Genomic DNA, 26,093 nt, shown 5'->3' with positions numbered 1-26,093 from the left:
TTCGGTGCGAAGGTGGCCCGCGCCGCGTCAGGCGGCGAACCGTCCAGCCGCCGGCCGCTTCTTGTATCCGGCCATCCACAGGATGAGGGCGATCAGCGCCAGCACCGCGAAGGCCGGCTGCTGCAGCAGCCAATGCAGCATCCCGTGCCAGATCGTCGGTGCTGTATCGGAACGTTGGGCAAACTGGACCCAGCTTGCCGTGTCGGCGCCAAGCGCCTCCAGGTCGTCGCCGAGCGACGTCATCACCAGTTCCGATGCGGCGACGGACTGGATCGCGTCGACGGCACCGGCAAGCACGGAGGCAAACAATACGACGGCGCTCGCCAGCCTCAATAGAAATCGCATCGCACGGCATTCCCTTCAATTCGCTGGCTGGCGCCCAGTCATCGGCCCGGCGCGTCAGCCCGCCGCATCTTCTCCGATCGCCCGTGCCTCGGACAAGGCCCGGCAATGAAAATATGCGGCAACCTGGCAGGCCGGAGGATGTGGCCGAGACCGGCCGGACGCATCGGGCGCGCCCTGACGCAAGAGATAAGCCCCTTGCCCGGAGTGCACAATGGGAACCGGAAACCCGCTCGCGTCACAAGATGTCAATAATCTGTCAGAAAGCAGTTGATCCCGGGCAAATCATCGGTATATAGACGCGCGTCCGCCGGTTCTAAGCTGGTTGACGCCGAAGGGCCCCGCCCTTCCCATCCAGCCGGATTGACCGTCGGCTGCTGACGGATGGACAGGTGGCCGAGTGGTTGAAGGCGCACGCCTGGAACGCGTGTATACGTGAAAGCGTATCGAGGGTTCGAATCCCTCTCTGTCCGCCATCTCCCCCTTGTTCTGCTTCCCGTGCCAATGCCTTCACAGCACTACCCATTCCTGTCTGCTGGCAGGTATCGATCTGCGGCGCCTTGACTGCATCTTGCGGCGCGCAAAAGCCCGATCCTTTCCTCCTGCTGAACAGTGCGCTTGTCATTGAGATAAGTACGTGCTTATGTGTTGGTCATGATCGAGAACGAGATATTCCGAGCTCTGGCTGACCCGACGCGCCGCGCCATCTTCGAGAAGCTTGCCGACGGAAGCATGAATGCCAGCGCCTTGCGGGAAGGCATGGACATCAGCCAGCCGGCGATGTCCCAGCACATTTCGGTGTTGCGGAGTGCCGGGTTGGTGAAGGAGCAGCGACAAGGCCGGTTCGTAAACTACGAAGTCGACCCGGACGGACTGGCCCAAATTGCGCAGTGGCTCGCGAAATACCGTGCCTACTGGCCGGCTCGCATCGAAGCGCTCAAGATCTTGCTGAAGGATATGGACCAATGAACCGTGAAAGCAGCGCCCCGAACGGAGACAGCCTCGAGCTGGAATACGAACTCGACGAGGCGCCGCAGAAGGTCTGGCGCGCGATCAGCATCCCGGCATTTCGCGAAAACTGGCTACCGAAGGAGGCCTTGGCTGATCCCGAAGGCGCCGTTGTCGTGCCTGGAGAGGAGGTCCGCTACAGGCTGCGCGAAACCGAGGCTCCGTATCTCGAAAGTACCGTCACCTTCCGGGTCGCGCCGATCGGTGCCGACAGAACCAGGCTGCGGATCGTCCACGAACTCCCGAACGTTCGCAGCGGTCGCGTGACCAGGACGGCCGCGAACAACAACGATACCCTCCTGCTCGCCGCTTAAGCCGACGGGCCTCCCCACAAACTCTGGATAAATGGAGTTCGCCGATGCGCGAAGCGATGCAACTCGTCCCTATGGTCGTTGAGCAGTCGAATGGTGGAGAGCGGTCGTTCGACATCTATTCCCGCCTGCTGCGCGAGCGAATCATCTTTCTCAATGGTGAGGTGAACGACGCGGTCTCCGCGCTGGTCTGCGCCCAGATGCTTCTTCTCGAAGCGGAAAACCCCAAGAAGCCCATCCATCTCTACATCAATTCGCCGGGCGGCGTCGTGACCAGCGGTTTCGCCATGTACGACACCATGCGCTACATCCGGGCACCGGTGCATACCTTATGCATGGGGACCGCACGCTCCATGGGTTCGTTTCTGCTGATGGCCGGTACGCCGGGACAGCGGGCCGCCTTGCCCAATGCCAGCATCCTCGTGCACCAGCCATCGGGCGGTTTTCAGGGTCAGGCATCCGACATGCAGATCCATGCCGAAGAGATCCTTCGCACCAAGCAGCGCATGACGCGCCTCTATGCGGAACATTGCGGACGGACCTACGAGGAGTTCGAGCGCGCCATGGACCGGGACCGTTTCATGACCGCCGAGGAAGCTCTGGAGTGGGGGCTGATCGACACCATCCTCAAGGTTCGCGACGACGGCGAGCCGGTGGACGCAGGCGGCTTTGCTCTCTGACGGTCGGTCTCTGTCGGGCGGGCTATCGGCCGATAACGGATGGTCTCCGCACAAGCCGTCTGGGAACACTGCTCCGTCGAGGGAGTATGTCTGTGTAGAGGGCGCGTGTCCTCTGTGGCCCGCAGATATGTAACATCCCGTATCCAAGATTTGGGTCAGCATCTCTCGGTCGAGGTTAGGCTCCGCCTCAGTTCGAGCTCACTCCGCCTGACAGCATCCCACCATCGCGCAGGCGCGCCCATAGAGCCGGTCCGTTACGTCGAGCCACCAATTGGCCACCGCCAGAACATCCCGTATGGTCTCTAGAAGCGGCCCCTCGATCTTTCCCATCACTTCTGCGAGGAGCGGATTAAGCGCATGGCTGGGGTCGGTCAGAGCCGTTGCAATCAAATCTTGATGTTCGGAGAGATTGATGGCGGCCGCGGCGTTTTCCGGATCAAAGTATGGAATGCCGAGATTCGCCAGAAGGGCTGATACAACGAGCTTGCACAATGCCTTGCAAAGTTTGCAGGAGAACTCTTCCTTGGCCTCGTGAAATGCCTTCTTGAAAAAGCCGACGGTGGCTCGAAATGCCGAGCCGGCATGGGATTTGATCGACAGTTTGAAGCTTTCGATCGCGGGCCCCGCCCGAAGAATATAGAGCTCCACCCTGTCTCGAAGCCGATCGCCCGCCAAATTTTCGGGAGTGTTGCGCGTGTAGACGAGGCCGCGCAGCTTCTCGATCAGGATGACAACGTAGCCGTCATCCTCCGTTATAAGGAGCTCACGGTTGTACAGATATTCCCCCTCGCCCTCGATTTGGATGATCTCAAGCGCGTTTTCCCGGAACGTACTCTCGCTCAGAAACATCGTTCAGCCTCCAATTCTCTCAGAGGTTGAGATTAGCGCATCGCAACTCTGGTCGAAATTCGCCTAAAAGTGGTATGAAGCATGGCTGGGGAAAATTCTTCGCGCGCGCGATCCGTTTCGCCTCTTCGCTTCGTCTTTGCTGCATCTGCAACGAAGGAGAAGCACCATGACCACTGCACCCGTCACTCTCGTCAACGTTCTGAAGGTCGAACCCGGCAAGCAGGCGCAGCTGATCGCGCTTCTGAAGCGCAACATCGACACCGTCATCCGCACGCTCGATGGCTGGCGGACGAGCCGGCTGATTGCCGCCAGGGACGGCACAAGTGTCATCATCTATTCGGAATGGGAGACGCCCGCGGCCGTCGAGGCGATGCGCGCTGATGCCAGGATGAAGGCCTATTTCCCGCAGATCCTCGAACTGGCGAGCCTCGAATCGGTCGTCGGCGAGGTGGTCCTCAGCGATAACAGGTGACGCTGCACGGTAGTCCGCTGCCAGGACCGGTCGCGATCGGTCAGGCAGCGGACATTCTCTTCCGTCCACGCTATCGTCCGAACCGGACGCCTGGAGATATCCCGATGGAACTCGATACCATGAATGCAGAAGACTTCGAGGATCGGCTGAGGGAACTCCGGCCGCGGCTGCACCGCTATTGCGCGCGCATGACCGGCTCGGCCGTGGATGGCGAGGACGTGCTGCAGGACACCTTGATCAAGGCCGTGCAGGCACGGGCGGATGGCGTGAAAGTGGACAATCTCGAAGGCTGGCTGCTGCGCATCGCCCACAACACCAGCCTCGATTTTCTGCGCCGACGGTCCCGGCACAAGATCGTCCCGCTTTTCGATGACATGGAAGACGCGCCGCTGCCCGAGGCGGACATCGTCGCGGTCGGCTTTCAAACCTTCCTGCAGCTGCCGGAACTTCAGCGCTGCGCCGTGATCCTGAAAGATGTCCTCGGCCATTCGATCGAGGAAATCGCCGGTATCGCCGACTGCACGCCGGCGGCGGCCAAGTCGGCGCTGCAGCGCGCCAGGGTGGCGCTCCGGCAGCTGGCCCAACGCCCGGAAGATATGCGGCTGCCGCTGATGTCCGATGCGAACCGGCAAAAAATGGCAAGCTTCGTGCGCTTCTTTCAGGGCGGAGACTTCGATGCCATCCGCGCCATGCTGGCTGATGATGTGAAGCTTGAGCTGGTCAACAGGCTGAAGCTGGAGGGCCGCGAGGGAATCGGCCGCTATTTCACCCGCTACGCGCAGGAGACGCGGTGGCGTTTTGCGCTGGGGGCGATCGAAGGCCGGCCGGCCATGCTGGTTTTCGACAGTGTCGGCCCGATGGAAAAGCCGGTGCACTTTGTCATTCTCGATTGGCGCGGCGACGAGATCGGCGCGATCCGCGATTTTCTCTTCGCCCCCTATGTGCTTGAAACCGTCGATTGGGTTCGGCTGGCTTGAGCTGAGGGAGAGCGGCTCTCTGCCGATTGAGGGGCGGTTCTTCGCCAAGTGTTGACGGTTCCGCGCTACTGCTGAACCTTCGCTGGTGTCGCTAGCCGTTGGGACTCGGCAAGTTTCTCTGGCCGGTGTGGCACCGGCTCCGAGCATCGCGAGGGGAACTGGTTGCGATCTGGGGAGAGGCAGCATGAGTTTGGCGAGCGACGCGCGTTTCTGGGACCGGACGTCGCGGCGATACGCCAAGGGAACGATCGCGGACCCGGCCGCCTATGAACACACGCTCGACCGCACCCGCGCCTTGCTTCTGCCTGACGACCGGGTGCTTGAACTCGGTTGCGGCACGGGAACGACGGCGTTTCGGCTGGCGGGCGATGTGCGCGATTATCTTGCGACCGATTTTTCGACCGAGATGATCGCCATTGCCCGGGAGAGATATGCCGTCGATCTGGTTCCGAACCTCGCCTTTCGCACCGCGACGGCCGAAACGCTTGCGGCCGAACGCGGACAGTTCGATGCGGTGCTGGGCTTCAACTACCTGCATCTCGTGCGCGACCTGCCCGCCACGCTCGACAAAATTCACACCCTGCTTGCCTCCAGGGGGGTGTTCATCTCCAAGACGCCCTGCGTCGGCGACATGAACCCGCTCGTCCGGCTCTTGCTGCTGCCGGCGATGCGGGCGGTCGGCTTGGCGCCCTATGCGGGAGCCTTCAGTGCGGCCGAGCTCAGCCGGCACATTGTCGCCGCCGGCTTCGAACTTCTGTCGGCGGAAAATCACGCATCGGCGAGCAACGACAACCGTCCCTACATCGTCGCCCGCAAGCGCTGAAGACCGGAGCGGCGGTGCGGCCCCGGTCTTGATGCGTCCTAGACGCGCGCAGCCGGTTCGGCGGCATGTGCCCGATGCAGCAGGCTGATAAACGCCTCCGCGTCCGGGATCGCCGTCGAGCCGATGGCGTTGACGGCGATGCCAGGCGTCCAGGAATTGAGCACCGCGGCGCCGGAGAGCGTCTGCAGCCGGTCGAGGGTGATTTCCTCCTGCCGCTGAGGAACACCGAGGCGCTCGAGTTGGCGCTGGACCGTGCCCATCATCGTACCGGTCAGCATCTCGGCTTTGGGCCAGATGACGGTTTCGCCATCCCAGAAGACCAGGTTCCAGATCGTCGCCTCACTGAGGTGCCCTCGACGGTCGATGAAGGCGGCGTCGTCGAAGCCCTGCCTGATCGCCTGATGCAGGTAATAGGTCTTGCCGGATTCTCCGACGTGCTTGATGGTCGCGAGCGGGCGTTCGTGCTCGACGACGGCGAGCCTGAGCGGTCCCTTCGGCCCGTTGGAGGGCGGGCCGCTGCGCACAAGAACCGAGAGGTCTCCCTGCATGCTGTCGGCGGTGAACTCGCCATCCGGCGAATACACCGTGACGGTCAGGGACTGGTCGGCCGGGCCGGCGTCGACCGCGGCCCGGATGCGGGCGCGCAGGGTTTCTTCGGGCACGGCACGGCCGAAAAATTCGATCGAGGCGCCGTGCAGGCGCTTGAGATGCAGGTCCAGGCCCTTGATCCTGTGGTCCCGGACCTGGATCGCCGTGAAGTGCGCGAAGCCGGCGAAGGCGAGCGCTGTCAGCTCCGCCGCGTCGGCCGGGCGGCCGTCGATTGTTGCCGGATAATGGTGGGTTTCGGTCGCCATGATTTTGCTCCTGGGTGCGGTTTGCATAAGGGAGCCATAGCTTTAAGGTCTGACAGCGCTGTCAGAGTCAAGGGTGTGTTGAAGGGTGATTGCATGAAGATCGGCGAGCTGTCGAAACGCACCGGCGTCAGCATCCGGATGCTGCGCTACTACGAGGCGGAAGGTCTGTTGAAGCCGGAGCGCACCGAAAGCGGCTATCGTGATTATGACATGGCGGAGGTGCGCACCGTCGAGCGCATCAAGCTGCTCGGGGCCGGCGGCATGACCCTTCCGACGATCCTGCAGTTCCTGGCCTGCGTGCGCGGCGAGGGGCCGATTTTCGAGCCCTGCGACGAGTTGCGCGTGACGTTGCGCCAGCAGATCCGCCTCGTCGAGGAAAGGACGGAAAAGCTGGCGCAGAACCACAATGTGCTGACGAGCTTCCTGGCCGAGATAGGCGAAGGTTGAGCCGCCCGACGAGCCGTCTTCGTTGACGTTCAACGTTTGCGCGACAGGATCGATACCAGCGCCAGACCGCCGATCACCGAGACGTGCTCCAGCGCCACGGTCATGTCGCGGAAGGCCTCTTCGCCTTGCTTCAGCCAGAAGGGATGGGCGATCGGGACCGTCAGCACCGTGAAGACGGCGAGCGCACCGGCGGCAAGCCAGACCCAGCGGTTGAGGATGATCAGGAGAGAGGCGCCGATCTGCAGGATCAGCGTCGCCGCATTGAACAGCCATCCCGGCGCCAGGCCGAAGCCTTCCATGACCGCGGCGTTGGCGTTGAAGTCGAAGAGCTTGGCAAGGCCGCTCGACCAGAAAACGAGCGTCAGCAGCACGCGGGCGAGGATGCCGAAGGCGCGCGAATCGAGAATGCTTGCGATAGGGCCGGACATCGGATCATTCCTTCCTTGCCGTGAGGAGGGAGGCGTTGCGCGCGCTTGCACTTGGCAATGCCGGCCCGGTGGCGAGGCCTGCGAGCCAGTCGGCGGCGTTCGATGCGCCGCCGGGCTCGGCGATGCCCGCGGATGCGGTGCCGGTCCCGGTATTTTCAGTCCTCATCTGGTTTTTGAATGCCACGTCGGCCCCCTTGTCCTATTGAACCGACGGGGTTTGTAGAAGCTCAACCACGCTTGAGGTCAAGAAAACGGCGATGTGACAAATTGGCTGCCGCCGGTGGCTTCGCGTCGATCAATAGTTAGCTCTTGCGCTAAGTATTTGCGCATGATACTTAGCCTTATGGAACAGTATTCAGACCGATTGGACGTGATCTTTCAGGCGCTCGCCGATCCGACCCGGCGTGCCGTGCTTTCGCGGCTCGGCGGCGGTCCGGCGAGCATCAGCGATCTCGCCAGGCCCTTCGACATGGCCCTGCCTTCTTTCATGAAGCACATCCACTTCCTCGAAGGCAGCGGGCTCATCCGCACGCACAAGCAGGGCCGGGTGCGCACCTGCGCGATCGAGAAGGCGCAATTCGCTGCAGTCGAAACCTGGCTCTCGGCGCAGCGCGCGCTCTGGGAAGGCCGTGCCGACCGGCTGGAAAAATTCGTCACTGAACACGAGGAGGAATGACATGACCCGCTCTCCCGATCCTGAACTCGACCTGACGATGGCCCGCGTCATCAAGGCGCCGCGCGCGACCGTGTGGCGCGCCTGGAGCGATCCCACGCGGCTCGAACAGTGGTGGGTTCCCGAGCCGGCAAGATGCAAGGTGATCGACATGGATCTCAGGCCCGGCGGCAGTTTCGTGACGCGGATCAGCGAAGGCGGCGGCGCATTCGTGCCGCATATCGATGCCTGCTTTCTCGCGGTCGACGAACTCTCGCGCATCGTCTTCACCGACACGCTGCTTGCCGGCTGGCGCCCGGCGGAAAACGCTTTCATGACGGCGATCATCACCCTCAGCGATCATCCTGGCGGTACGGAGTACGCCGCCCATGTGATGCACCGCAGTGGCGCGGACCGGAAGATGCACGAGGAGATGGGCTTTCACGACGGCTGGGGAACGGTCGCCGAGCAACTGGCCCGGTTCGTCGAGCAAACCCACTGAGGAGACGATCCCATGCGCAACATCGTGCTGCAGATGATGACGACGCTGAATGGCCGCCTGGACGATCCGCTTGCCTGGATGGGCACGGTGGTTGAGGAACAATACCGGGCGATCGACCGCCTTTACGCCGGCTACGATACGGTTCTGGTCGGCCGCACGACCTATGAGGAGATGGTCGGCTACTGGCCGGGCGCACTGAACGACGAGGCGGGCGGCGAGACCAACCGGGTGATGGCAGGGCGCATGCACGACTATCGCAAGATCGTGTTCTCCCGCACCGGTGAGCAGGCAATCAGCCCCTGGCACAACGCCGAGCAGGCGGTGGTTCCTGATGATGCGGCGCTCTCGCGCTTCCTGACCGACCTGAAGGCTGAGCCCGGCCGGGATATCCATCTGTCCGGCGGCGCGAGCCTGGCACAGACGGTGATCGGCCTCGGCCTCGTCGATCGCTACCACTTCTTCGTCTACCCGGTCGTATCGCCGGGCGAACCATGGTTCGCCCGGCTGCGCGACAAGAACGAGCTGCGGCTGATCGGCAGCGAACACTACGACAACGGCGTCGTCGGGCTCCACTACGAGACGGTGCGCGACGCAAAGTCGGCGCGACCGAAAAGCTTCTCGGAGCTCATTGCCTAAAAGCAATTCCAGGAAAAGTGCGCAGCGGTTTTCCGTCCGGAATTGCGCCCAGCAAGACAAGCGAATTCCAGGAAAAGTGCGCAGCGGTTTTCCGTCCGGAATTGCGCCAGCCAAACGAGCGAATTCCAGGAAAAGTGCGCAGCGGTTTTCCGTCCGGGACTGCGCGGCTTGTAAGTTCACTCCCCGGCTTGCAGGGCGGCGAGCAGCCGGTCGTAGGTCGGCGCCAGAAGGCGCAGGCTTTCGGCCGCCTCGGCATCCCTGCGCAGGACCAGCGGATACTGCAGCGCGCCGATCAGCCGCGCCTGTTCGCCGGCGATGGCGGCGGATTTCGCAAGGCCTGCCCGCGCCAGGCAGGACGCCGCGTCGCCGGCGCGGCGGGCACCGACACGAACGGCGAAGTGCACGAGGTGAGCCCGCAGGTTCTTGTCGCAATGGTCTTCGATCCGAGCGGCGAGCGCTTCGGCTGCGTCGGCATTGCCAAGGCTGCCCGTCGGCACCAGCCGGTCCGTGGTCATCGAGAGCCAGTGGATCGCGGCCGGCACCGAGGCGCGAATTGCCTCCACCTCGCTCACGTCGGCGACGCGGGAGAATCCCCATCGCATGGTGTAGGGGTCGCCGTAGCTCAGCGTCTCGGCGCCCCAGGCCGTCATGAAATCGTGAAGCGGCAGGGAGGCGTAGGGATATCCTTGCGGGTCGTGCATCAGCACGCGCGTCTCGTCGATCGCGAGGACCACGACGTAGTGATCGGCCTCGATCGGCCCGGTCATGCCGGGCTGGTGCCTCAGATGCCCCATCTCCACCGGGCCGACCCAGACGGGGCCATCCTTCAGCGCCGAACGCAGGCGGGAAAGTGCGTCCTCGGGCTCGCCGCCGCTGCTGACCTGCGACGTCCAGCCGAGCGCCTGCAGCGCGCCGTCGAACCCGGCCTCCGGATCCCAGCCATAGGGGTCGAAGAACGGCAGCGTGCCGCCGACGATCTGCATGCCGAAGGGGCTGCCGGTGGCAAGTTCGATGGTCGAGGTCGAGGGCGCGGCTTCGCCGAACATCATTGCAAACGAGTTGGCGTAGCAATAGGGGCCGGAGCCCACATAGGAAAAGTGCTGCATCGGTTGGTCCTTGAGTGATTGGGGCGTGCGGGGATTGGGTTAGCGCACGATGGGGTAGGCGACATCGAAGCGGGTACCGCCGCTGCCGGGATAGATTTCGTAAGGGCTGCCGAAGCAGCTGAGATCGTCGCTTTGCTCGAACCAGGCTTCGATCGCGTCATAGACGCGCAGCACGGCCGGAAAGGTTTCGAACGGTTCGGCCACGGCCAGGAACGCTTCGCGTCCTGCCGGCTGAAGGCGGATGCGCAGATCACCAGTGGGTTCGAGACTGCCGTCATAGCCGATCGCGACCTCGACGAGACCCTTGCCGTCGTGATTGACCGGCTCGTGGAAATGCAGCGTCATCGGCCCGTCGTCGCTCTTGCCCGATTGCGCAAGATAGCTGCGGATCTCCGTTTCGGCGCTTTGGGTGAAGGCGTCGAGCGCGTCCACCGTTACATGATGCTGGCGATAGACGATTTTCGAAGGCGCGACGTCGCGCACGGCAACGGCCCTAACCAGCGGATCGTCGCCACCGCTCGATTGCCGGATGATTGCCTCCACCAGCTCGCGCTGATCCTCGAGCCGTTTGCTCTGCACCTCCAGCCAGGCGCGCAGCTCCGCGAGGCGAACGTCGGGCTGAAGATCGATCAGCCGCGCGATCCGGGCGATAGGCAGACCCAGCTGCCGCAGCCGGGCAATCAGCCTGGCGCGGCTTGCCTGCGTGGCGGCGTAATAGCGGTAACCGGTCGCGGGATCGACATGGGCAGGCACCAGCAGGCCCTGCTCGGCATAAAGCCTGAGTGCTTTCGGCGACAATCGTGTGGCGGCGCCGAAGCGGCCTGCAAGGAAGTAGGAATCGGTCATGAAGGTAGTCTGGGGCCAGCCCCAGGGGCGAGGTCAAGGGGCACGTTGCCGTCTTTCCTGTTGAAGACCTCCCGGAGCAGGCGACCGCTCCGGGAGGGGCAAGGCTATCGATTTTCGCGCCGGTCGAGAAACGCCAGCGCCAGCAGCGTGATCGCCGCCATGCCGAGGCAATAGCCGACGAGCGGCCAGGCCGTATCGCCACCAAGCAGCAGCACGGCGCCGGTGCCGACAAGGCTGACGATCAGGCTCTGGATCGAGAAGTAGAGCGCGACCGCCGTCCCGGCGATGGCATCGAAGGCCTTGAGCGCTCCATTGGCGGTGACGGAGGCACTCATGACGATGCCGAAGGCGATCACCCACATCGGCAGCACGAAGCTCTGGAACGACGGAGCGGCCAAGACTTCGCCCGCGCCAAGCAGCAGCCCGCCGAGGATGATTAGGGCCATGCCGCGGGTCAGGCAACCGGCGGTCCCGTAGCGGGCGACGAAGCCCCTGGCGAAGCGCGTGGCGATGATCATCACGACGGCAGCGGTGGCGAAGGCCAGGCTGAAACCCAGCTGCGAATAGCCGGCGCGATCGATGAGCAGGCGTGGCGCCGTGGAGAAGAACACGAAAAACGCGCCCATCGCCGTGCTGAATCCAAGCGTGTAGGTCCAGAAGGCGCCACTTGCGAGCATGGGCATGAAGCTCGGCTTCGCGGGTGCGGCAGCGTCGGGCCGGGTTTCGGACCAGCGCGGCAAGGCCTGGCCGAGTGCCGCAAGGCCAAGCACGCCGAGCGTCACGAAGATCGCTTGCCATCCGAAAGCGCCTGATATCAGCGCGCCGGCGATCGGCCCGAGTGCCGGCACGAAGGAGAGCATGGCGCTGAAGAGGCCATAGATGGTCACGCCTTCCGGACGCGCGCCATAGACGTCGCGCACGGTCGCGAAGGTCGCGACCAGCGCGGCCGACGCGCCGGCCGCCTGGACGAGCCGCAAGGCGACGAAGACCGGCGCCGAGGTGGTTGCCGCCAGTCCCAGCGACGACAGGGCAAACAGCGTTGCGCCGCTGAGAAGCACGGGACGGCGGCCGAAGCGGTCGGACAGCGGGCCGAACAGCAGCTGGCCCAGGCCCAAAAGCAGCATGTAAAGGCTGAGCGTGAGCTGGACGACTGCCGGCGATGTGCCGAGAATGGCCGGCATGTCGGGCACGACGGGCAGATAGATGTCCATGGCGAGCGACGCCAGGATGTCGAAGGGCGCCATCAGCAGAAGGGCTGCCGGCAGCGCGTAGGACCAGGTGGGGGAATTACGATTGGGCATGATGAAACATCCGCGCAAATGAAAAACATTCGGCGGCGATCTGCCACTTCATCAATTGTTCTGAGAGTGAGCCGACAGACGCCGCAACAACTTATTCAACCGTTGTTGCGGCTTACCTGGTTGCTGACGGGTCGGTCCTCATCTGCGGCTCCTATGGCGGCTCTCTGGCGGTAACGCCAAGCCTGCCGAAATCTCATGCCGGCATGTCCTATCATCCGGATTTCCGCACGGCAACTGCTCGCTCAGCTATCAGCCTCGCCCGCGCCCGGCGTCACTGCCAGCCGGTTCTCGACGCTGGTGACGCCGATCACCGATGCTGCCGCGTCGCCGGCACAGGCGATGTCGGATGCCTGTGCCACATGGCCGGAAAGCACAACGACCCCGCCGAGCGCCATCACCGAGATGTCGCGCGTATCGATCATCGCCGCATACTGGATGTAGCGCAGCACCTTGTCGGCGAGCGCATCGTCGGTGAGATGCGGATCGTCGTCCCTATGTGCGTATATCGGCTTCTCTGTCGGCATGGCTCGTTCCTCATGCTGTTTCGGAACGCCTGCGGGCTGTGAATGTTCCCCTCTCTCTGCCGGCTGTTCGCGCGCTTGCGGCGCAGGTGCGAACAACGTTATTGCTGGCAGGACCACTCCAGGAGCGGGAAGAGGAAAGCATCTGCGGTCTTCCGCCCGGCTCCCGCTCACCTCATGACAACCGACCTCGAAGATCTTGGATCGATCCGCTCCAAGGCCATCGTGATCCAGGGCCCGCGCATGTCCGATATCTTCCAGAACGTCCTGCCCATCTTCATCCTGATCCTTGCCGGCTGGTTGCTGGTGCGCCTGAAGTACCTGAAACCCGCCGTCGGCGAAGCCTTGGGCGATTTCGTCTTTCGTGTCGCGGTGCCCATCCTGCTGTTTCGCACGATCGCCGACGCGGATTTCAAGGACGGTTCGCCCTGGCCGCTCTGGGTCGCCTATTTCTCGGGCGTTGCGGTCACCTGGACGTTGGGACACGTGGCGACGACGCTCGTCTTCAAGCGGGATGCGCGCATGGGGGTTCTCGCCGGCGTCTCCTCTGCCTTCGCCAACACGGTCTTCATCGGTCTGCCGCTGGTGTCGCGCATCGTCGGCGAGGAGGGCATCGTTGCGATATCGATCCTGCTTTCGGTGCATCTGCCGGTCATGATGATCGCGGGCACGTTGCTGATGGAGCGTGCGGAGCGGCGCGCCGGTGGCAAGCCGGGGCAGAGCCCGCTGCAGCTCCTGGCCGGGGTCGCCCGCAATCTGGTGCGCAACCCGCTGGTGATCGGCCTTGCCTGCGGTGCCGCCTTCCATCTTGTCGGCCAGCCGCTTGGCGGTCCGGTCAAGACCGTCGTCGATCAGCTGGCGTCGATGGCAGCACCGGCGGCGCTGATCTCGATCGGCATGGCGCTGGATAAATACGGCCTTGCCGGCAATCTCGGGCTCGCCTCGGTGACGAGCGCCTTGAAGCTCGTCGTCATGCCGGCGGTTGTCTATGCGAGCTGCCACCTGCTCGGCCTTAACGACAACTGGACGACGGCGCTGGTGCTGACGTCGGCCGTTCCGACGGGTGTGAACGCCTGGCTGATCGCCAATCATTTCAATGTCGGCCATGGGCTGGCGTCCTCGACGATCACGCTGACGACCGCGCTCGGCGTCGTCAGCGTTTCGGTCTGGGCCTATCTGCTGATGTGATTGTCGCACTTTCCGGCAAACTGTTTCGCCGGAGAGGGGGGGATCCGTCCCAACGGTCCGTGCGCACCATCCGTCGCGTCCCCGGATACGAAAAAGGCCCGGCGCGAGCCGGGCCTTTTAGCAAAAGGGTCGTTTCCGACCGCTGAACTTATTGCGCCGGTGCCGGCTGGCCTTCGGCCGGCTTGGTCTCGGTTGCCGGGGCTTCGGCCGGCTTTGCACCTTCGGCGCCAGCAGCCGGAGCTGCTTCGCCGGCAGCCGGAGCTGCTTCGGCAGAACCGGCGGATGCGTCCGGCAGTGCGGCCGGAGCGTCGGCCTGCTCGCGCAGCCAGGCAATCAGGTTGGCGCGCTCGTCGGGCTTCTTGACGCCGGCAAAGCCCATGGCGGTGCCCGGAACGTGCTTCTTCGGTGCTTCGATGAAGTAGCTGAGGTGGTCGTAGTCCCAGACGACCTTGCCGCCTTCGGCAAACGTCTTCATGCCGGCCGAGTAGCTGAAGCCCTCATGCGAAGCGATCGGGCGGTTGACGAGGCCCCAGAGGTTCGGACCGACTTTGTTTGCGCCGCCCTTGTCGGCGGTGTGACAGCTTGCGCATTTCTTGAACACGGCTTCACCAGCGGAAGCATCGGCCTTGAGCAGCAGCGGCTTGATGTCGACTTCGACTTCTGCGGCACCGCCGGCACCGGCTTCAGACGTGCCTTCTTCGGCGACGATCGTAAAGCCTTCCTTTTCGGGAGCTTCGGAATGGAAAATGCCTTCCGATGCAATGGACACGGACATCAGAACGAAGACCGTTCCCAGAAAGGCGCCCACGCCCATGTTCACATATGAATTCATCTGCAAACGCTCCCTTTGCCACCGGCGCAAACAAAAACCCGGCCTATCTTGAAATCGCGCGGAACCTATGTCTTTTGGCTCTGCGTTGCAACAGTGATTATCGGCCCCTAACTGAGACTTATTGACACTTTCGGCGGGGTTTTTGAAGGCCAGATCATGAATCGCGAAAATTCAGGTAAAGTCATCGTGCTCATTCCGGCGCGCATGGCTTCGACACGCCTACCCGGAAAGCCGCTCGCCGACATTTGCAGCCTGCCGATGATCGTCCAGGTAGCGACCCGAGCGCAGGAAGCGGACGTCGGCCGCGTCGTCGTTGCCGTCGACGACCAGCAGGTTTTCGACGTGGTGCGCGAGGCCGGCTTCGAAGCGATCATGACCCGCATCGACCACCAGTCCGGTTCCGATCGGATCTACGAAGCGCTGCAGAAGGCCGATCCGAACGGCGGGGCCGAGATCGTCATCAACGTCCAGGGCGACCTGCCGACGGTCGAGCCAGCATCGATCCGCGCGGCGCTGAACCCGCTCGAAAATGCCGCCACCGATATAGCGACACTGACGGTGGCGATCACCGAAGAGAGCGAGAAGACCAACCCGAACATCGTCAAGGTCGTCGGCTCGCCGCTTTCGGACACGCGCCTGCGCGCGCTCTATTTTACCCGCGCGACCGCGCCCTATGGCGAAGGCCCGCTCTATCACCACATCGGGCTCTATGCCTATCGCCGCCAGGCGCTGGAGCGTTTCGTCTCGCTTCGGCCCTCCGTGCTCGAGCGCCGCGAATCGCTGGAGCAGCTGCGTGCGCTCGAAGCCGGCATGCGCATCGATGTCGAGATCGTCGATTCGGTCCCGCTTGGTGTGGACACCCCGGTGGAGCTGGAAAAGGCCCGCCGCATCCTGTCCGCCCGTAACCGCTGATATCAGAACCTGAGAAGGACGCTACCGTGACCGCCAAGACCAACAGGATTTCCTTCCAGGGCGACTATGGCGCCAATTCCGACATGGCCTGCCGCGACATGTTCCCGTCGATGGAGCCGTTGCCCTGTCAGACCTTCGAGGATGCCTTCGTCGCGGTCGAGAACGGCGACGCAGATCTGGCGATGATCCCGATCGAGAACACGATCGCCGGCCGCGTCGCCGACATCCATCACCTCCTGCCGGAATCGCGGCTGCACATCGTCGGCGAATACTTCATGCCGATCCGCTTCCAGCTGATGGTGCTTCCGGGTGTCACCCGTGATGAGATCCGCACCGTGCACAGCCATATCCATGCGCTTGGTCAATGCCGCAAGATCGTGCGTTCCAACGGCTGGAAGCCAGTCGTCGCCGGCGATACCGCCGGCGCGGCAAAGCTCGTTTCAGAAAAGGGCGACCGCTCGATGGCAGCGCTCGCGCCGCGGCTGGCCGCCGATCTCTATGGCCTCGAAATCATCGCTGAAAATGTCGAGGATACCGAGAGCAACGTCACCCGCTTCGTCGTCTTGTCCCGCGAAGAGCAGCGCATATCCCGGACCAGCGACGAAGAGCTGATCATCACCACCTTCGTTTTCAATGTCCGCAACATCCCGGCAGCGCTCTACAAGGCCATGGGCGGTTTCGCCACCAACGGCATCAACATGACCAAGCTCGAGAGCTACCAGCTCGGCGGCCGGTTCGTGGCGACGCAGTTCTATGCGGATATCGAAGGGCACCCGGACGACGTCGGCGTGCGCCACGCCATGGACGAGCTGCGCTTTTTCTCCGAAAAGGTCCGCATCCTCGGAACCTATAACGCACACCCGATGCGCGGCGTTCTCTGAACAGATCTGCTCCAGCGCCAGACTTCTGAGAGAAAAGCCTGCGCAGGCAGGCTCCAACCGCCTCCGGCAAAGCCGTGGGGCGGTCGCTTTCGTTTGCCCGCAGCTTTGCCCTCAAGCTGGAGGCTGCAGGTCCCGAGTGCGCCTGATTTCTAGTCAAAATAAAGCCTATGGTTGCGGTCTTCTTGCGCCGCATATTCGCGGATCTGCCATCTGGCTAAGATTTTTACAGCATCACGCTTAATTCCTGCGCGTTCCGTCCGCGATGATTCTCCGAGAGAATCATTGGTTTCGCCACGCCCTACGGGGGCGAAAGTGGCAAAAGTTCGTTAACCGGCTACGCGTCTGGCGCATGCCTAGTTTGCAATCGTGGCGCTACACAAATTTTAGGCAAATGCCTATTTGACGCTCGTCAAGTAAGGAGTTTTAAAGATGAAGATCCGTCAGAAGATCATGGAATATGCGAAGACCCGCCGTGCGATCCGCGAGCTGAACGCTCTCGACGATCACGCACTGAGCGACATCGGTCTGTCCCGTTCGCAGATCCAGGCCGCCGTTTACGGCCGCTAATCCGCACCATTCGCGCATCCCGCCGCTTCAGGCTGGCGGGATGCGCGCTGCATACCCTCTCGCTTAAGAATCGTAGAGGCAGACGCGCAGCCGGTGACCATCCGGATCGAGCGCGACGAAAGTCGGACCGAAATCCATCTCGGTCAATTCCTGCGCAATCGGCAGGCCTTTCCCCTTCCAATCCTCGTAATGTGCGCGCACCGCGCTCTCGTCCTCCACCATGAACGCCAGTTCCGATCGGCTGCCCGATGCCGCCGGCTCCGGCGAGACCGTATGTTCGGCCCAGAGCCCGAGGGTGAAACCGCCCGGCAGCTCGAAGGACGAGAAGGTCTGGTAGGCGACCTGCGGTTCCTGCGCGAGAACCGCCCGGTAGAACGTCACGCTTGCGAGCGGATCCTTGACGTAGAGAACGATGAGATTTGCCTTGGCCATGGTTTTCCTCCTTGTTGCGGGAGTGCCAAGGCTAGGACTGGCCGCTGCCAGTTTCTGTCAGCATCAGCGCATGAGCGCCCGTCAGGAGCCGACCGTCTGGCGCTTTGATGCCGCCATGTTCTGGCTCGCGCGCCAATCCTTCATCAGCACCTGCCGGCGGCGGGGATAGCGCGCCTCGGTCACCGCCATCCGCTGCATGCGGTCGGCGCGAAAGTGCCGGAAGTCCAGGCGCAGTTCGCACCAGGCCATGACCATGCGCACGTTCTCGAAGAAGCCAAGTGCAAAGGGCCAGATGGTGCGCTGCGTCGCGCTGCCGTCATTGTCGACGTAGTCGAGTTCCACCTTGCGTTCGTTGCGGATCGCGCGCCGGAGCGCCGCGATGTCGATGCCGTTGGTGGCCGGCGGGCTCGGGCCGACGAGCAGGGTCGAACTGTCAAGTTCCTCGCGAAGCTCGGCGGGCAGCACGGCGGCGATCTTGGCGAGCGCGTTGGCGGCAGCACCGGCGAGATCGTCGTCGGTACGCTTGGAAACCCAGCGCGAGCCGAGCACCAAGGCTTCGATCTCCTCGGCGGAAAACATCATCGGTGGCAGCATGAAACCTGGCTTGAGCACGTAGCCGAGCCCCGGTTCGCCCTCGATATCGGCTCCTTGCGCCTGGAGGCTGGCGATGTCGCGGTAGAGCGTTCGGAGGCTGACGCCTGTTTCTTCCGCCAGCCGCTGACCGCTCACCGGCTGGCGGTAGCGCCGGAGCACTTGGAGGAGGTCGAGCAGCCGTTCGGAGCGGGACAAGGCCGGTCTCCTCTAGAGCGCGCCTACGCCCGCTCGCCCCAGGCGAGCCAGTCGCGCATCAACTGGTGTGCGATTGCGCCCTTGGGTGGCGGAATATGCGCGTCGCCGGTGTCTGCGACCCCGGTCGAGCGTTCGAGCATCGCGGTCGTTTCCTCGCGCGTGAACCAGCGCACGTCCTCCAGCTCCTGTTCGTCGCGCTTGATGACGGTCGATTTCGCCTCGGCATAGCAGCCGATCATCAGCGTGTGCGGCATCGGCCAGGGCTGCGAAGCATGGTAGCGCACCCGGCCGATATGAATGCCGGACTCCTCGAGCGTTTCGCGGCGCACGGCGTTTTCGATCGTCTCGCCCGGCTCGACGAAGCCGGCAAGGCAGGAATACATGCCCGGCGCGAAATGCGGGCTGCGACCGAGCAGGCAGAGGTCGCGCTCAAGGTCGATCGTCATCATGATGACGACAGGGTCGGTCCGCGGGAAGACCATGTGGCCGCAGGCGGTGCAGATCCGGCGGTAGCCGCCGGACTTGCCTTCCATCGGGCCGGCGCAGCGGCCGCAGAAGCGGTTGTTGGCGTTCCAGGTAATCAGGCTCGAGCCTTGCGCGAACTGGCCAAGCAGTTCCTCCGGCAGCATCTGCTGGCGATAGAGGGTGCGGCCATCGGCGATCTTGAAGGGCTCGGTGATCGTCTCTTCGGTGAGACCCGTCGGCACGGCCAGCCGGGGTTCGCCGTTTGCGAGGTAGCCGAGCAGGATCGTCTCGTCGAGAACGGGTTCGAGGCCTTCGAGCTCATAAGGCGCAAACAGCGGGTCGATGATCTTCTCGTCATGCTTGACGATGAGCTTCGGACCGGAGAAGGCGAGGAAGTGCGCACCCGGGTGCTTCAGCGCCACCTCGACGCAATCGTCGGCGCGGTGCTCCGACTGGCGATCCAGATGATTCTCCGAGAAGGCGACGAGGGTGCTTGGCTCTGGATGCGGGCTGCGAAGGTCAAAGATCGATTTCGTCATGTTCAGAGGTTTTCCAGAATGCGGGCTGCGAAGGCCTGATGTTCTTTCTCGTCCCACGGCTCCGCCTTGCCGAAGCCCCAGACCGGCCCAGGCCAGTTCGGGTCGCCGTCGCTGCGGGCGATGATATGCACATGAAGCTGCCGGACGATGTTGCCCAACGCGCCGATATTGATCTTCTCGGCGCCTGTGACCTTCTTCAGCGCCGTCGCCGCCATGGTCGTTTCGAAGGTCAGCATCGTCTGGTCGAGCGGGGTGAGGTCGAAGATCTCCGAAATGCCTTCACGCTGGGGAATGAGCACGAGCCAGGGCCAACGGCGGTCGTTCATCAGCCGCATCTGGCAAAGCCCGATCGAGGCGATCGGAATGCCGTCGCGTTCGAGCCGCTCGTCGAGGGTGAAGGTCGTCAACGGGTTCTCCTCGGCTATTGAGAATGGCGGATTCGCCTTGTTTTGCATATCGATATCAGTTTTTTGATGGCTTGGCTTGCATTTGCTTTCGATATTGCCGATATGGAAGCCGGGAGGTTGGTGGTGGACGAGCCACTCGCCAACCGGGTCAGGTCCGGAAGGAAGCAGCCCCAACGAGCTCCGGCACGGGTCATCGTGCCAGCCTCCCACCTTTTCCGTCCTGTCGGGACAAGAGTTCGAACAGCGGCAGGGTCGATGAGCGACGATACGTCCATTTCATCCGTTGAGAAACCAGCCGCCTACCGTGTTCTGGCGCGCAAATATCGCCCCAAGGATTTCTCCGACCTGATGGTCGGACAGGAACCGATGGTGCGCACGCTCACCAACGCGTTCGAAACCGGTCGCATCGCCCAGGCCTATATGCTGACCGGCGTGCGCGGGGTCGGCAAGACCACCACCGCCCGCATCCTCGCTCGCGCGCTCAATTACAAGACACCGGATATCGATCGGCCGACGATCGACCTGCGTGTTCCCGGCGAACATTGCCAGGCGATCATGGATGGACGTCATGTCGACGTCATCGAAATGGACGCCGCTTCGCACACCGGCATCGACGATATCCGCGAGATCATCGAGCAGGTCCGCTACCGCCCGGTTTCGGCCCGCTATAAAGTCTACATCATCGACGAAGTGCACATGCTCTCGACCCAGGCTTTCAACGGCCTGCTGAAGACGCTCGAAGAGCCGCCGGAGCACGTGAAATTCATCTTCGCCACCACCGAAATCCGCAAAGTGCCGATCACGGTTCTGTCGCGCTGCCAGCGCTTCGACCTGCGCCGCATCAGCGCATCGGATCTCGTCGGCCTGTTTTCGACGATCCTCGGCAAGGAAGGCGTCTCCTTCGATCCGGAGGCGCTCGCCATGGTCGCCCGCGCCGCCGAAGGTTCTGCCCGTGACGGCCTGTCGCTGCTCGACCAGGCGATCGCCCACGGCGGCGGCGCCGTCGAGGTAGAGACCGTGCGCTCGATGCTCGGCCTTGCCGACCGCGCCCGCATCGTCGACCTGTTCGAGCACGTCGTCAAAGGCGATGTCGCCGCGGCCCTCGAGGAATTCACGGCTCAGTATGAGGCCGGCGCCAACCCGACGGTCGTCTTGACCGATCTTGCCGATTTCACCCATCTCGTCACCCGCATGAAATACGTGCCCGAGGCGGTCAACGACCAGTCCTTGAGCGAGATCGAGCGCACCCGCGGTGCTGCTTTCGCCGAAAGCGTCGCGGTCACCGCACTGTCGCGCATCTGGCAGATGCTGCTCAAGGGTATTCCGGAAGCCGAAAGCTCGTCGCGCCCGGCGGGTGCTGCCGAAATGGTGCTGATCCGCCTGGCGCATGCGGCACATCTGCCGGCGCCGGAAGAGGCTGCGCGGCGCTTGCTGGAGCTTTCCGGTAATGAAGGCGGCGGCGCTCGTCCTGGCCCTTCGGGTGGAAACGGCGGCGGCGCTCAGGCCCAGGCTTCCGTGTCCGTGTCGGCCCAGGCATCGCAGCCGATGCCGGTGCAACGCCCGACGAGCAATGGCGCAACCATGCTGCGCGCCGTGCCGGACGTAGCGCCCCAGGCGGTTGCGGTCGGCCGCATCGAAGAACGCCCGATGCCGGCGCCTGCGGCCAAGCCGCAGCCGTCGGTGCCGGTCAATTCGATCGCCGACATCGCCGATCTCTGCGCCAAGAACCGCGACATCAAGCTGAAGACGCTCGTGCGCGGTTTCCTGCGGCTCGTGCGGATCGAGCCCGGTCGTCTCGACGTCAACGTCTCGGACGACGCGCCGAAGACCCTGCTTGGCGAAGTTGCGGTCAAGCTCAAGGAATGGACCGGTATCCACTGGATCGTCAGCTACAGCCGAGAGGCCGGCCAGCCGACATTGATCGAGGCGGAACAGCGGGCGCAGGAGCAGCGCGTCAACGACGCACGCCAGGATCCCGATGTCGCCGCCATTCTCGCCCGGTTCCCGGGCGCCAAGATCACCGACGTGCGCATTCGCGCCGTTGAAGAAGAGGTCGAGAGCCAGGCTCCGGCCACAGCCGAATCCGCCGACGGCGATATCGTCCCTGGCGACGACATCGAATAATCCCGTCTGCGAGCAGAAACAGAAGAACAGGAGACGACGATGCGCGACATCATGGGGATGATGGGCAAGGTCAAGGAAATGCAGGCCAAGATGGAGAAGATGCAGGCGGAAATCGCCGCACTCGAAGTCGACGGCACCTCCGGCGGTGGCCTCGTCACGGTTCGCCTCGACGGCAAGGGCACCCTCAAGAGCCTGAAGATCGACCCCTCACTGTTCAAGGAAGACGACGTCGAGATCCTCGAAGACCTGATCGTCGCCGCCCACAAGGACGCCAAGGACAAGGCCGAGGCCGTGCAGGCGGAAAAGACCCGCGAGCTGACCGCCGGCCTGCCGATCCCGCCCGGCATGAAGCTGCCGTTCTGATCGCTGCCAGGCGTTAAGTTCGGGAAGCGGGCGGTCTCGTCGGCCGCTTCCCTCGCATGCCGGCGGTGAAGGCCGCCGGATGCCGCGTTGACGGCGTTTCGAAGGCGATTCCGTTTCGGGCCGATATGGGCTAAAAGCGCCGCATGGCAAAACGAGTCACCGGCCCCGAAATCGAAAAACTCATCCAGCTCCTGGCGAAGGTCCCGGGGCTTGGGCCACGCTCCGCACGGCGTGCCGCCCTCCATCTCGTCAAGAAGAAGGACCAGTTGCTGGGGCCGCTCGCCGACGCGATGGGCGAAGCGCACCGCAAGGTCCGCATCTGCTCCTGCTGCGGCAATGTCGATACGATCGATCCCTGCACCGTCTGTTCCGACGAGCGTCGCGACCACTCCGTGCTCATCGTTGTCGAGGACGTCTCCGACCTCTGGGCGCTAGAGCGCGCCGGCGCGATGAACGCCGCCTATCACGTGCTTGGCGGCACGCTCTCGCCGCTCGACGGCGTCGGCCCTGACGATCTCAACATCAAGGGCCTGGTGCAACGCGTCGCCAATGGCGGTGTCCGCGAACTGATCATCGCCGTCAACGCCACCGTCGAGGGCCAGACCACGGCGCACTACATCACCGACCAGCTCGAAGGCATGGAGGTGAAGATCACCCGGCTTGCCCATGGCGTGCCCGTCGGTGGCGAGCTCGACTATCTCGACGAGGGCACGCTGGCAGCGGCCCTTCGCGCCCGCACGTCGATCTGAAGGGATGCCGATGCGTTTGAAGTCTCTGGTTCGTTCGCTGTTTTCCGGTCGTGCAGAGGGAGGCAAGCCCCGTGCACACCTCCTCGCCGCCGTCGCAGCGTTCCTCGCTCTCAGCCTCCCCGCCCACGCCGCCACCAAGGCCGATGTCGAGGCGCAGTTCCGCACCTGGTTGCAGAATGACCTCTGGCCGGAAGCGAAGAAGGCGGGCATTTCCGCCGGCTCCTTCAAGGCGGCGTTTTCTGACGTGAAGCTCAACTGGGATCTGCCGGATCTGGCGCCCCCCGGCTTCCCGAAGCCGAAGGAGCAGAAGCAGAGCCAGGCGGAGTTTTCCTCGCCCGGAAACTACTTCTCGGAAAAGCGCCTGCAGGGGCTCGCCGGCACCGGCCGCGGCCTGGCGTCCACCCATGCCTCGACGCTCAAGAAGATCGAGCGCACCTATGGCGTGCCGGGCTCGGTGGTCATTGCGATCTGGGGCCGCGAATCCGGCTTCGGCCGCGCCAAGATCCCCTATCCTGTGGTCGATGTGCTCGCGACCAAGGCCTTCATGTCGACGCGGCCGGACCTCTTTCGCCGCGAGCTGATCGCGGCGCTGCATATTCTCGATAGCGGCGATGTCGACGAGGCGGCGATGCGCGGCTCCTGGGCCGGCGCGATGGGCCAGCCGCAGTTTATGCCGTCGAGCTTCCTGCAATATGCCGTCGATTTCGATGGCGACGGGCGCCGCGACATCTGGAATTCGGTGCCCGACAGCCTGGCGTCGATCGCCAACTATCTCGTCAAGAAGGGGTGGCAGCGCGACCGCGACTGGGGCTTTGAGGTGTCGATCCCGGAAGCCGTCTCCTGTGCGCAGGAAGGCCCGGATCTCGCCCAGCCCCTGTCAAGTTGGGCAAACAAGGGCATTACCCAGATTTCCGGCAAGGCCTTCCCGTCGCACGAACTTTCGGCATCCTCGATGATGCTGGTGCCGGCCGGCCGGCACGGGCCGGAGTTCATCGTCACGCCGAACTTCTACGTGCTCAAGGAATACAACAACTCCGACCTCTACGCGCTGTTCATCGGCAACCTTGCCGACCGCATCGCCACCGGCGGCGGCGCTTTCCGTGGCACGTGGGGCGACGTCGGCAACATGCTGCGTTCGGATGTTCTCAAGATGCAGAAGGCGCTCGTTGCCAAGGGTTACGACGTCGGCAAGGTCGATGGCCTTCCCGGCTACAAGACGCGCCGCTCGCTCGGCGACTGGCAGGCAAAGAGCGGCCTTGCCGCCACCTGCTTCCCGGATGCCTCGCTGAAGGCGAAGCTGCGTTAACGTAATTCCGGCCGGTGCTTGCGTTGTGAACCGGCAAAACGAAAAAGGCCCCGGTGACGGGGCCTTTTTTTTGTCGCATGATCCCCATGTCGGCGCAAGAGCCGGCAACAGCACCTAGTGCATGTCCACATTCACCTGTCGCTTGTAGCGCTCGTAATGCGTCGGGACGATCGTCTGGCGCTCGATCATCCGGTGCACCCGCGGTGGCGTCTTGCCGCTATGCAATGCCGTCAGCCGGTCGCCGACGGCGGCGTCGGCCTGGGTGCGGCGCTGGTTGTGGCGCACATATTCGACCCAGGTCGGCACGTGATAGGTCTCGGTCCAGGTGGTCGGGTTTTCCAGATCGCGCATCAGCGCCCAATGTCCGGCGCCGTCGCGAATGCGGATGCGCCGGCGTTCCGCCATCGTCGTCAGGAACTCCGGGATATCGTCATCGGCGATCTCGTAGTCGATCATGATGACGATCGGGCCGCTGCGCGGCTTCAGGTCCAGTTCGAGCGGCGGCTCGTTGAAGCGGTTGAGCGGATCGAGGTTGAGCGAGGTGAACTCCGGCAAGGGCAGGCGGAAGCCGACCACGACCCCGGCGAACATCAGCAGACAGGAGCCCATCAACGCGTTGGCCGCGCCATATTGCTCGGCGGCCGTACCCCAGAGCCAGCTGCCGCCGGCGATGCCGCCGAAGGTCATGGTCTGGTAGAGCGACAGCGCCCGGCCGACCACCCAGCGCGGTGTCGAAAGCTGCACGGTGGTGTTGAACAACGACAGCGCCAGCACCCAACAGGCGCCGGAGATAAGCAGCACGAGACAGCTCAGCCAGGCATAGGTGCTCCAGGCCGTGATCGCGGCGCTGGCCGCAAAGCCGGTAAAGGCGATGCGCACGATCGCCTCGCTCGAAAGCTTCTCGCGCAGCCGGGCAGAGAGCAGCGCCCCGCCGATCGCGCCGAGGCCGAAGGCGCCGAGCATAAGACCGTAGGTGAGTGGCCCGCCCTGGACGAGGTCGCGGGCGACGAGCGGCAGAAGCGCGAGGATGGCGCTCGCCGAAAGGCCGAAGAGGAAGCCGCGCAAGAGCACCTTGCCGATGTTGGGCGACATCGCGACATAGCGCAGGCCAGCCGAAATGGCGCGACCCAGCGTCTCGCGCGGCAGCGTGTTCGTCGGCACCTCGCGACGCCAGCGCACCAGCGCAAAGAGGATGGCGAAATAGCTGAGCGTGTTGGCAAAGAAGGCCGCCGCCGCGCCGAGTGCCGCAACGATGGCACCGCCGATCGCCGGGCCGACGCTGCGGGTGATGTTGAAGCCCATGCTGTTGAGCGCGACTGCCGCCGGCAGGTCTTCGCGCGGGACCATGTCACCGACCGACGCCTGCCAGGACGGGTTGTTGAGCGCCGTGCCGCAGCCGATGAGGAAGGTGAAGAGCAGGAGCAGCCAGGGTGTGATCAGCCCCACATAGGCAAAGATCGTCAACAGCGCCGAGACGAAGAGCATGAAACACTGCGCCACCAGCATGATCCGCCGCCGGTCGAAATTGTCGGCAAGCGCGCCGGAGACGAGCGAAAAGAGCATGATCGGCAGTGAGGTGGAAGCCTGCACCAGCGCCACCATGTTCGCCGATGAGGAAATGGAGGTCATCAGCCAGGCGGCGCCGACCGATTGAATGAGGCCGCCGAAATTGGAGGCGAGGCTCGCGATCCAGATCGTGCGGAAGATGTCGTGCTTGAAGGGGGCAAGCGGCGAAATACGGGTGGGCACCTCGTCTTCTCTCTTCGTTTCTTGATTGTCGTCTC

Annotated in this window: 33 protein-coding genes, 1 tRNA gene and 1 other RNA gene; 21 read left to right on the top strand and 14 right to left on the bottom strand. The window is 63.6% G+C overall.

Annotated elements, in window-relative coordinates:
• Nucleotides 1-27: 27 nt before the first annotated feature.
• Nucleotides 28-345, bottom strand: coding sequence for a hypothetical protein (locus OKW20_RS06865; protein ID WP_429171027.1), 318 nt, complete (start codon nt 343-345; stop codon nt 28-30).
• 383 nt (nt 346-728) lie between these two features.
• On the opposite strand from OKW20_RS06865, the gene OKW20_RS06860 reads away from it, so the two are divergent.
• From OKW20_RS06860 to OKW20_RS06845, 4 genes are all read left to right on the top strand, one after another.
• A tRNA-Ser gene (locus OKW20_RS06860) sits at nt 729-818 on the top strand.
• A 178-nt stretch (nt 819-996) separates the two neighbouring features.
• Nucleotides 997-1,311 (top strand): ArsR/SmtB family transcription factor, encoded by a 315-nt coding sequence (locus tag OKW20_RS06855; protein WP_034804822.1) that lies wholly within the window; start codon nt 997-999, stop codon nt 1,309-1,311.
• The gene (locus OKW20_RS06850) at nt 1,308-1,664 is read left to right on the top strand and encodes an SRPBCC family protein (RefSeq protein ID WP_429111865.1); all 357 of its coding nucleotides are present in this window, start codon (nt 1,308-1,310) and stop codon (nt 1,662-1,664) included. The genes OKW20_RS06855 and OKW20_RS06850 overlap by 4 nt, the downstream gene beginning before the upstream one ends.
• Before the next feature lie 44 nt (nt 1,665-1,708).
• Nucleotides 1,709-2,341, top strand: coding sequence for an ATP-dependent Clp protease proteolytic subunit (locus OKW20_RS06845; RefSeq protein WP_429171025.1), 633 nt, complete (start codon nt 1,709-1,711; stop codon nt 2,339-2,341).
• A gap of 198 nt (nt 2,342-2,539) precedes the next feature.
• On the opposite strand, the gene OKW20_RS06840 is transcribed toward OKW20_RS06845, so the two are convergent.
• Entirely contained in the window at nt 2,540-3,190 is a 651-nt protein-coding gene (locus OKW20_RS06840; RefSeq protein WP_429171023.1) for a hypothetical protein, read from the bottom strand.
• Nucleotides 3,191-3,356: 166 nt separating this feature from the next.
• Between OKW20_RS06840 and OKW20_RS06835 the strand changes: the two genes are divergently transcribed.
• The 3 genes from OKW20_RS06835 (at nt 3,357) to OKW20_RS06825 (ending at nt 5,462) form a co-directional block, all read left to right on the top strand.
• Nucleotides 3,357-3,662, top strand: coding sequence for a putative quinol monooxygenase (locus tag OKW20_RS06835; RefSeq protein ID WP_052201559.1), 306 nt, complete (start codon nt 3,357-3,359; stop codon nt 3,660-3,662).
• A gap of 104 nt (nt 3,663-3,766) precedes the next feature.
• A complete protein-coding gene (locus tag OKW20_RS06830; protein WP_429171021.1) occupies nt 3,767-4,639 on the top strand; it encodes a sigma-70 family RNA polymerase sigma factor in 873 nt (290 codons plus the stop codon).
• A 184-nt stretch (nt 4,640-4,823) separates the two neighbouring features.
• Nucleotides 4,824-5,462 (top strand): class I SAM-dependent methyltransferase, encoded by a 639-nt coding sequence (locus OKW20_RS06825; RefSeq protein WP_429171019.1) that lies wholly within the window; start codon nt 4,824-4,826, stop codon nt 5,460-5,462.
• 38 nt (nt 5,463-5,500) lie between these two features.
• Here the strand turns inward: OKW20_RS06825 and OKW20_RS06820 are convergent, their stop codons facing one another.
• Complete coding sequence (locus OKW20_RS06820) at nt 5,501-6,316, bottom strand: aminotransferase class IV family protein (RefSeq protein WP_429111869.1); 816 nt, start codon at nt 6,314-6,316, stop codon at nt 5,501-5,503.
• Between the two features lie 93 nt (nt 6,317-6,409).
• Here OKW20_RS06820 and OKW20_RS06815 point away from each other — a divergent pair, with 93 nt between their 5' ends.
• Entirely contained in the window at nt 6,410-6,763 is a 354-nt protein-coding gene (locus OKW20_RS06815) for a MerR family transcriptional regulator (RefSeq protein WP_429111870.1), read from the top strand.
• 29 nt (nt 6,764-6,792) lie between these two features.
• On the opposite strand, the gene OKW20_RS06810 is transcribed toward OKW20_RS06815, so the two are convergent.
• Complete coding sequence (locus OKW20_RS06810; protein ID WP_429111872.1) at nt 6,793-7,191, bottom strand: DoxX family protein; 399 nt, start codon at nt 7,189-7,191, stop codon at nt 6,793-6,795.
• A 35-nt stretch (nt 7,192-7,226) separates the two neighbouring features.
• On the opposite strand from OKW20_RS06810, the gene OKW20_RS06805 reads away from it, so the two are divergent.
• From OKW20_RS06805 to OKW20_RS06790, 4 genes are all read left to right on the top strand, one after another.
• Nucleotides 7,227-7,397: a hypothetical protein gene (locus OKW20_RS06805; RefSeq protein ID WP_429171017.1), complete on the top strand. Its 171-nt coding sequence runs from the start codon at nt 7,227-7,229 to the stop codon at nt 7,395-7,397.
• Nucleotides 7,398-7,534: 137 nt separating this feature from the next.
• The gene (locus OKW20_RS06800; RefSeq protein ID WP_192448197.1) at nt 7,535-7,867 is read left to right on the top strand and encodes an ArsR/SmtB family transcription factor; all 333 of its coding nucleotides are present in this window, start codon (nt 7,535-7,537) and stop codon (nt 7,865-7,867) included.
• 1 nt (nt 7,868) lies between these two features.
• Nucleotides 7,869-8,345 (top strand): SRPBCC family protein, encoded by a 477-nt coding sequence (locus OKW20_RS06795; protein WP_043611790.1) that lies wholly within the window; start codon nt 7,869-7,871, stop codon nt 8,343-8,345.
• 12 nt (nt 8,346-8,357) lie between these two features.
• On the top strand, nt 8,358-8,981 hold the full coding sequence (locus OKW20_RS06790; RefSeq protein WP_429171015.1) for a dihydrofolate reductase family protein: 624 nt from the start codon (nt 8,358-8,360) through the stop codon (nt 8,979-8,981).
• Between the two features lie 176 nt (nt 8,982-9,157).
• Here OKW20_RS06790 and OKW20_RS06785 read toward each other — a convergent pair whose 3' ends face one another.
• From OKW20_RS06785 to OKW20_RS06770, 4 genes are all read right to left on the bottom strand, one after another.
• A complete protein-coding gene (locus tag OKW20_RS06785; RefSeq protein WP_429171013.1) occupies nt 9,158-10,087 on the bottom strand; it encodes a hypothetical protein in 930 nt (309 codons plus the stop codon).
• Nucleotides 10,088-10,126: 39 nt separating this feature from the next.
• A complete protein-coding gene (locus tag OKW20_RS06780; protein ID WP_429171011.1) occupies nt 10,127-10,933 on the bottom strand; it encodes a MerR family transcriptional regulator in 807 nt (268 codons plus the stop codon).
• A gap of 104 nt (nt 10,934-11,037) precedes the next feature.
• Nucleotides 11,038-12,234: a CmlA/FloR family chloramphenicol efflux MFS transporter gene (gene cml / locus OKW20_RS06775; RefSeq protein WP_429171009.1), complete on the bottom strand. Its 1,197-nt coding sequence runs from the start codon at nt 12,232-12,234 to the stop codon at nt 11,038-11,040.
• A gap of 242 nt (nt 12,235-12,476) precedes the next feature.
• Complete coding sequence (locus OKW20_RS06770; RefSeq protein WP_043611799.1) at nt 12,477-12,758, bottom strand: BON domain-containing protein; 282 nt, start codon at nt 12,756-12,758, stop codon at nt 12,477-12,479.
• Between the two features lie 240 nt (nt 12,759-12,998).
• Between OKW20_RS06770 and OKW20_RS06765 the strand changes: the two genes are divergently transcribed.
• Nucleotides 12,999-13,943, top strand: coding sequence for an AEC family transporter (locus OKW20_RS06765; RefSeq protein ID WP_429171172.1), 945 nt, complete (start codon nt 12,999-13,001; stop codon nt 13,941-13,943).
• A gap of 148 nt (nt 13,944-14,091) precedes the next feature.
• Here the strand turns inward: OKW20_RS06765 and OKW20_RS06760 are convergent, their stop codons facing one another.
• Nucleotides 14,092-14,775, bottom strand: a complete 684-nt coding sequence (locus OKW20_RS06760) for a c-type cytochrome (RefSeq protein ID WP_192448190.1) — start codon at nt 14,773-14,775, stop codon at nt 14,092-14,094.
• Between the two features lie 156 nt (nt 14,776-14,931).
• Between OKW20_RS06760 and OKW20_RS06755 the strand changes: the two genes are divergently transcribed.
• The 3 genes from OKW20_RS06755 (at nt 14,932) to OKW20_RS06745 (ending at nt 17,135) form a co-directional block, all read left to right on the top strand.
• On the top strand, nt 14,932-15,687 hold the full coding sequence (locus OKW20_RS06755; RefSeq protein WP_429171007.1) for a 3-deoxy-manno-octulosonate cytidylyltransferase: 756 nt from the start codon (nt 14,932-14,934) through the stop codon (nt 15,685-15,687).
• A 26-nt stretch (nt 15,688-15,713) separates the two neighbouring features.
• Nucleotides 15,714-16,568, top strand: a complete 855-nt coding sequence (locus OKW20_RS06750) for a prephenate dehydratase (RefSeq protein ID WP_043611803.1) — start codon at nt 15,714-15,716, stop codon at nt 16,566-16,568.
• Between the two features lie 429 nt (nt 16,569-16,997).
• Nucleotides 16,998-17,135, top strand: coding sequence for a DUF1127 domain-containing protein (locus tag OKW20_RS06745; protein WP_064817013.1), 138 nt, complete (start codon nt 16,998-17,000; stop codon nt 17,133-17,135).
• A 63-nt stretch (nt 17,136-17,198) separates the two neighbouring features.
• On the opposite strand, the gene OKW20_RS06740 is transcribed toward OKW20_RS06745, so the two are convergent.
• From OKW20_RS06740 to OKW20_RS06725, 4 genes are all read right to left on the bottom strand, one after another.
• Nucleotides 17,199-17,567: a VOC family protein gene (locus tag OKW20_RS06740; protein ID WP_402323650.1), complete on the bottom strand. Its 369-nt coding sequence runs from the start codon at nt 17,565-17,567 to the stop codon at nt 17,199-17,201.
• A gap of 81 nt (nt 17,568-17,648) precedes the next feature.
• Complete coding sequence (locus tag OKW20_RS06735; RefSeq protein ID WP_043611807.1) at nt 17,649-18,356, bottom strand: helix-turn-helix transcriptional regulator; 708 nt, start codon at nt 18,354-18,356, stop codon at nt 17,649-17,651.
• A 23-nt stretch (nt 18,357-18,379) separates the two neighbouring features.
• On the bottom strand, nt 18,380-19,360 hold the full coding sequence (gene nudC, locus OKW20_RS06730) for an NAD(+) diphosphatase (protein ID WP_429171005.1): 981 nt from the start codon (nt 19,358-19,360) through the stop codon (nt 18,380-18,382).
• Nucleotides 19,361-19,362: 2 nt separating this feature from the next.
• Nucleotides 19,363-19,815, bottom strand: coding sequence for an HIT domain-containing protein (locus OKW20_RS06725; protein ID WP_052201563.1), 453 nt, complete (start codon nt 19,813-19,815; stop codon nt 19,363-19,365).
• Between the two features lie 64 nt (nt 19,816-19,879).
• On the opposite strand from OKW20_RS06725, the gene ffs reads away from it, so the two are divergent.
• The 5 genes from ffs to OKW20_RS06700 all read left to right on the top strand — a co-directional run bounded on the left by ffs (nt 19,880) and on the right by OKW20_RS06700 (nt 24,309).
• Nucleotides 19,880-19,977: signal recognition particle sRNA small type (gene ffs / locus OKW20_RS06720), an RNA gene on the top strand.
• Nucleotides 19,978-20,022: 45 nt separating this feature from the next.
• The gene (locus OKW20_RS06715) at nt 20,023-21,891 is read left to right on the top strand and encodes a DNA polymerase III subunit gamma/tau (RefSeq protein ID WP_429171003.1); all 1,869 of its coding nucleotides are present in this window, start codon (nt 20,023-20,025) and stop codon (nt 21,889-21,891) included.
• Between the two features lie 39 nt (nt 21,892-21,930).
• Nucleotides 21,931-22,254 (top strand): YbaB/EbfC family nucleoid-associated protein, encoded by a 324-nt coding sequence (locus OKW20_RS06710; protein ID WP_029742357.1) that lies wholly within the window; start codon nt 21,931-21,933, stop codon nt 22,252-22,254.
• 143 nt (nt 22,255-22,397) lie between these two features.
• Nucleotides 22,398-23,003, top strand: coding sequence for a recombination mediator RecR (gene recR / locus OKW20_RS06705; protein ID WP_029742358.1), 606 nt, complete (start codon nt 22,398-22,400; stop codon nt 23,001-23,003).
• A gap of 10 nt (nt 23,004-23,013) precedes the next feature.
• On the top strand, nt 23,014-24,309 hold the full coding sequence (locus OKW20_RS06700) for a lytic murein transglycosylase (protein WP_429171002.1): 1,296 nt from the start codon (nt 23,014-23,016) through the stop codon (nt 24,307-24,309).
• Nucleotides 24,310-24,423: 114 nt separating this feature from the next.
• Here the strand turns inward: OKW20_RS06700 and OKW20_RS06695 are convergent, their stop codons facing one another.
• Nucleotides 24,424-26,058: an MFS transporter gene (locus OKW20_RS06695; RefSeq protein ID WP_192448182.1), complete on the bottom strand. Its 1,635-nt coding sequence runs from the start codon at nt 26,056-26,058 to the stop codon at nt 24,424-24,426.
• Nucleotides 26,059-26,093: the final 35 nt, after the last annotated feature.

This window comes from Ensifer sp. LBL, from assembly GCF_050435225.1.
Lineage (GTDB): Bacteria > Pseudomonadota > Alphaproteobacteria > Rhizobiales > Rhizobiaceae > Ensifer.
This window is presented reverse-complemented; position numbering and strand designations above follow the sequence as displayed.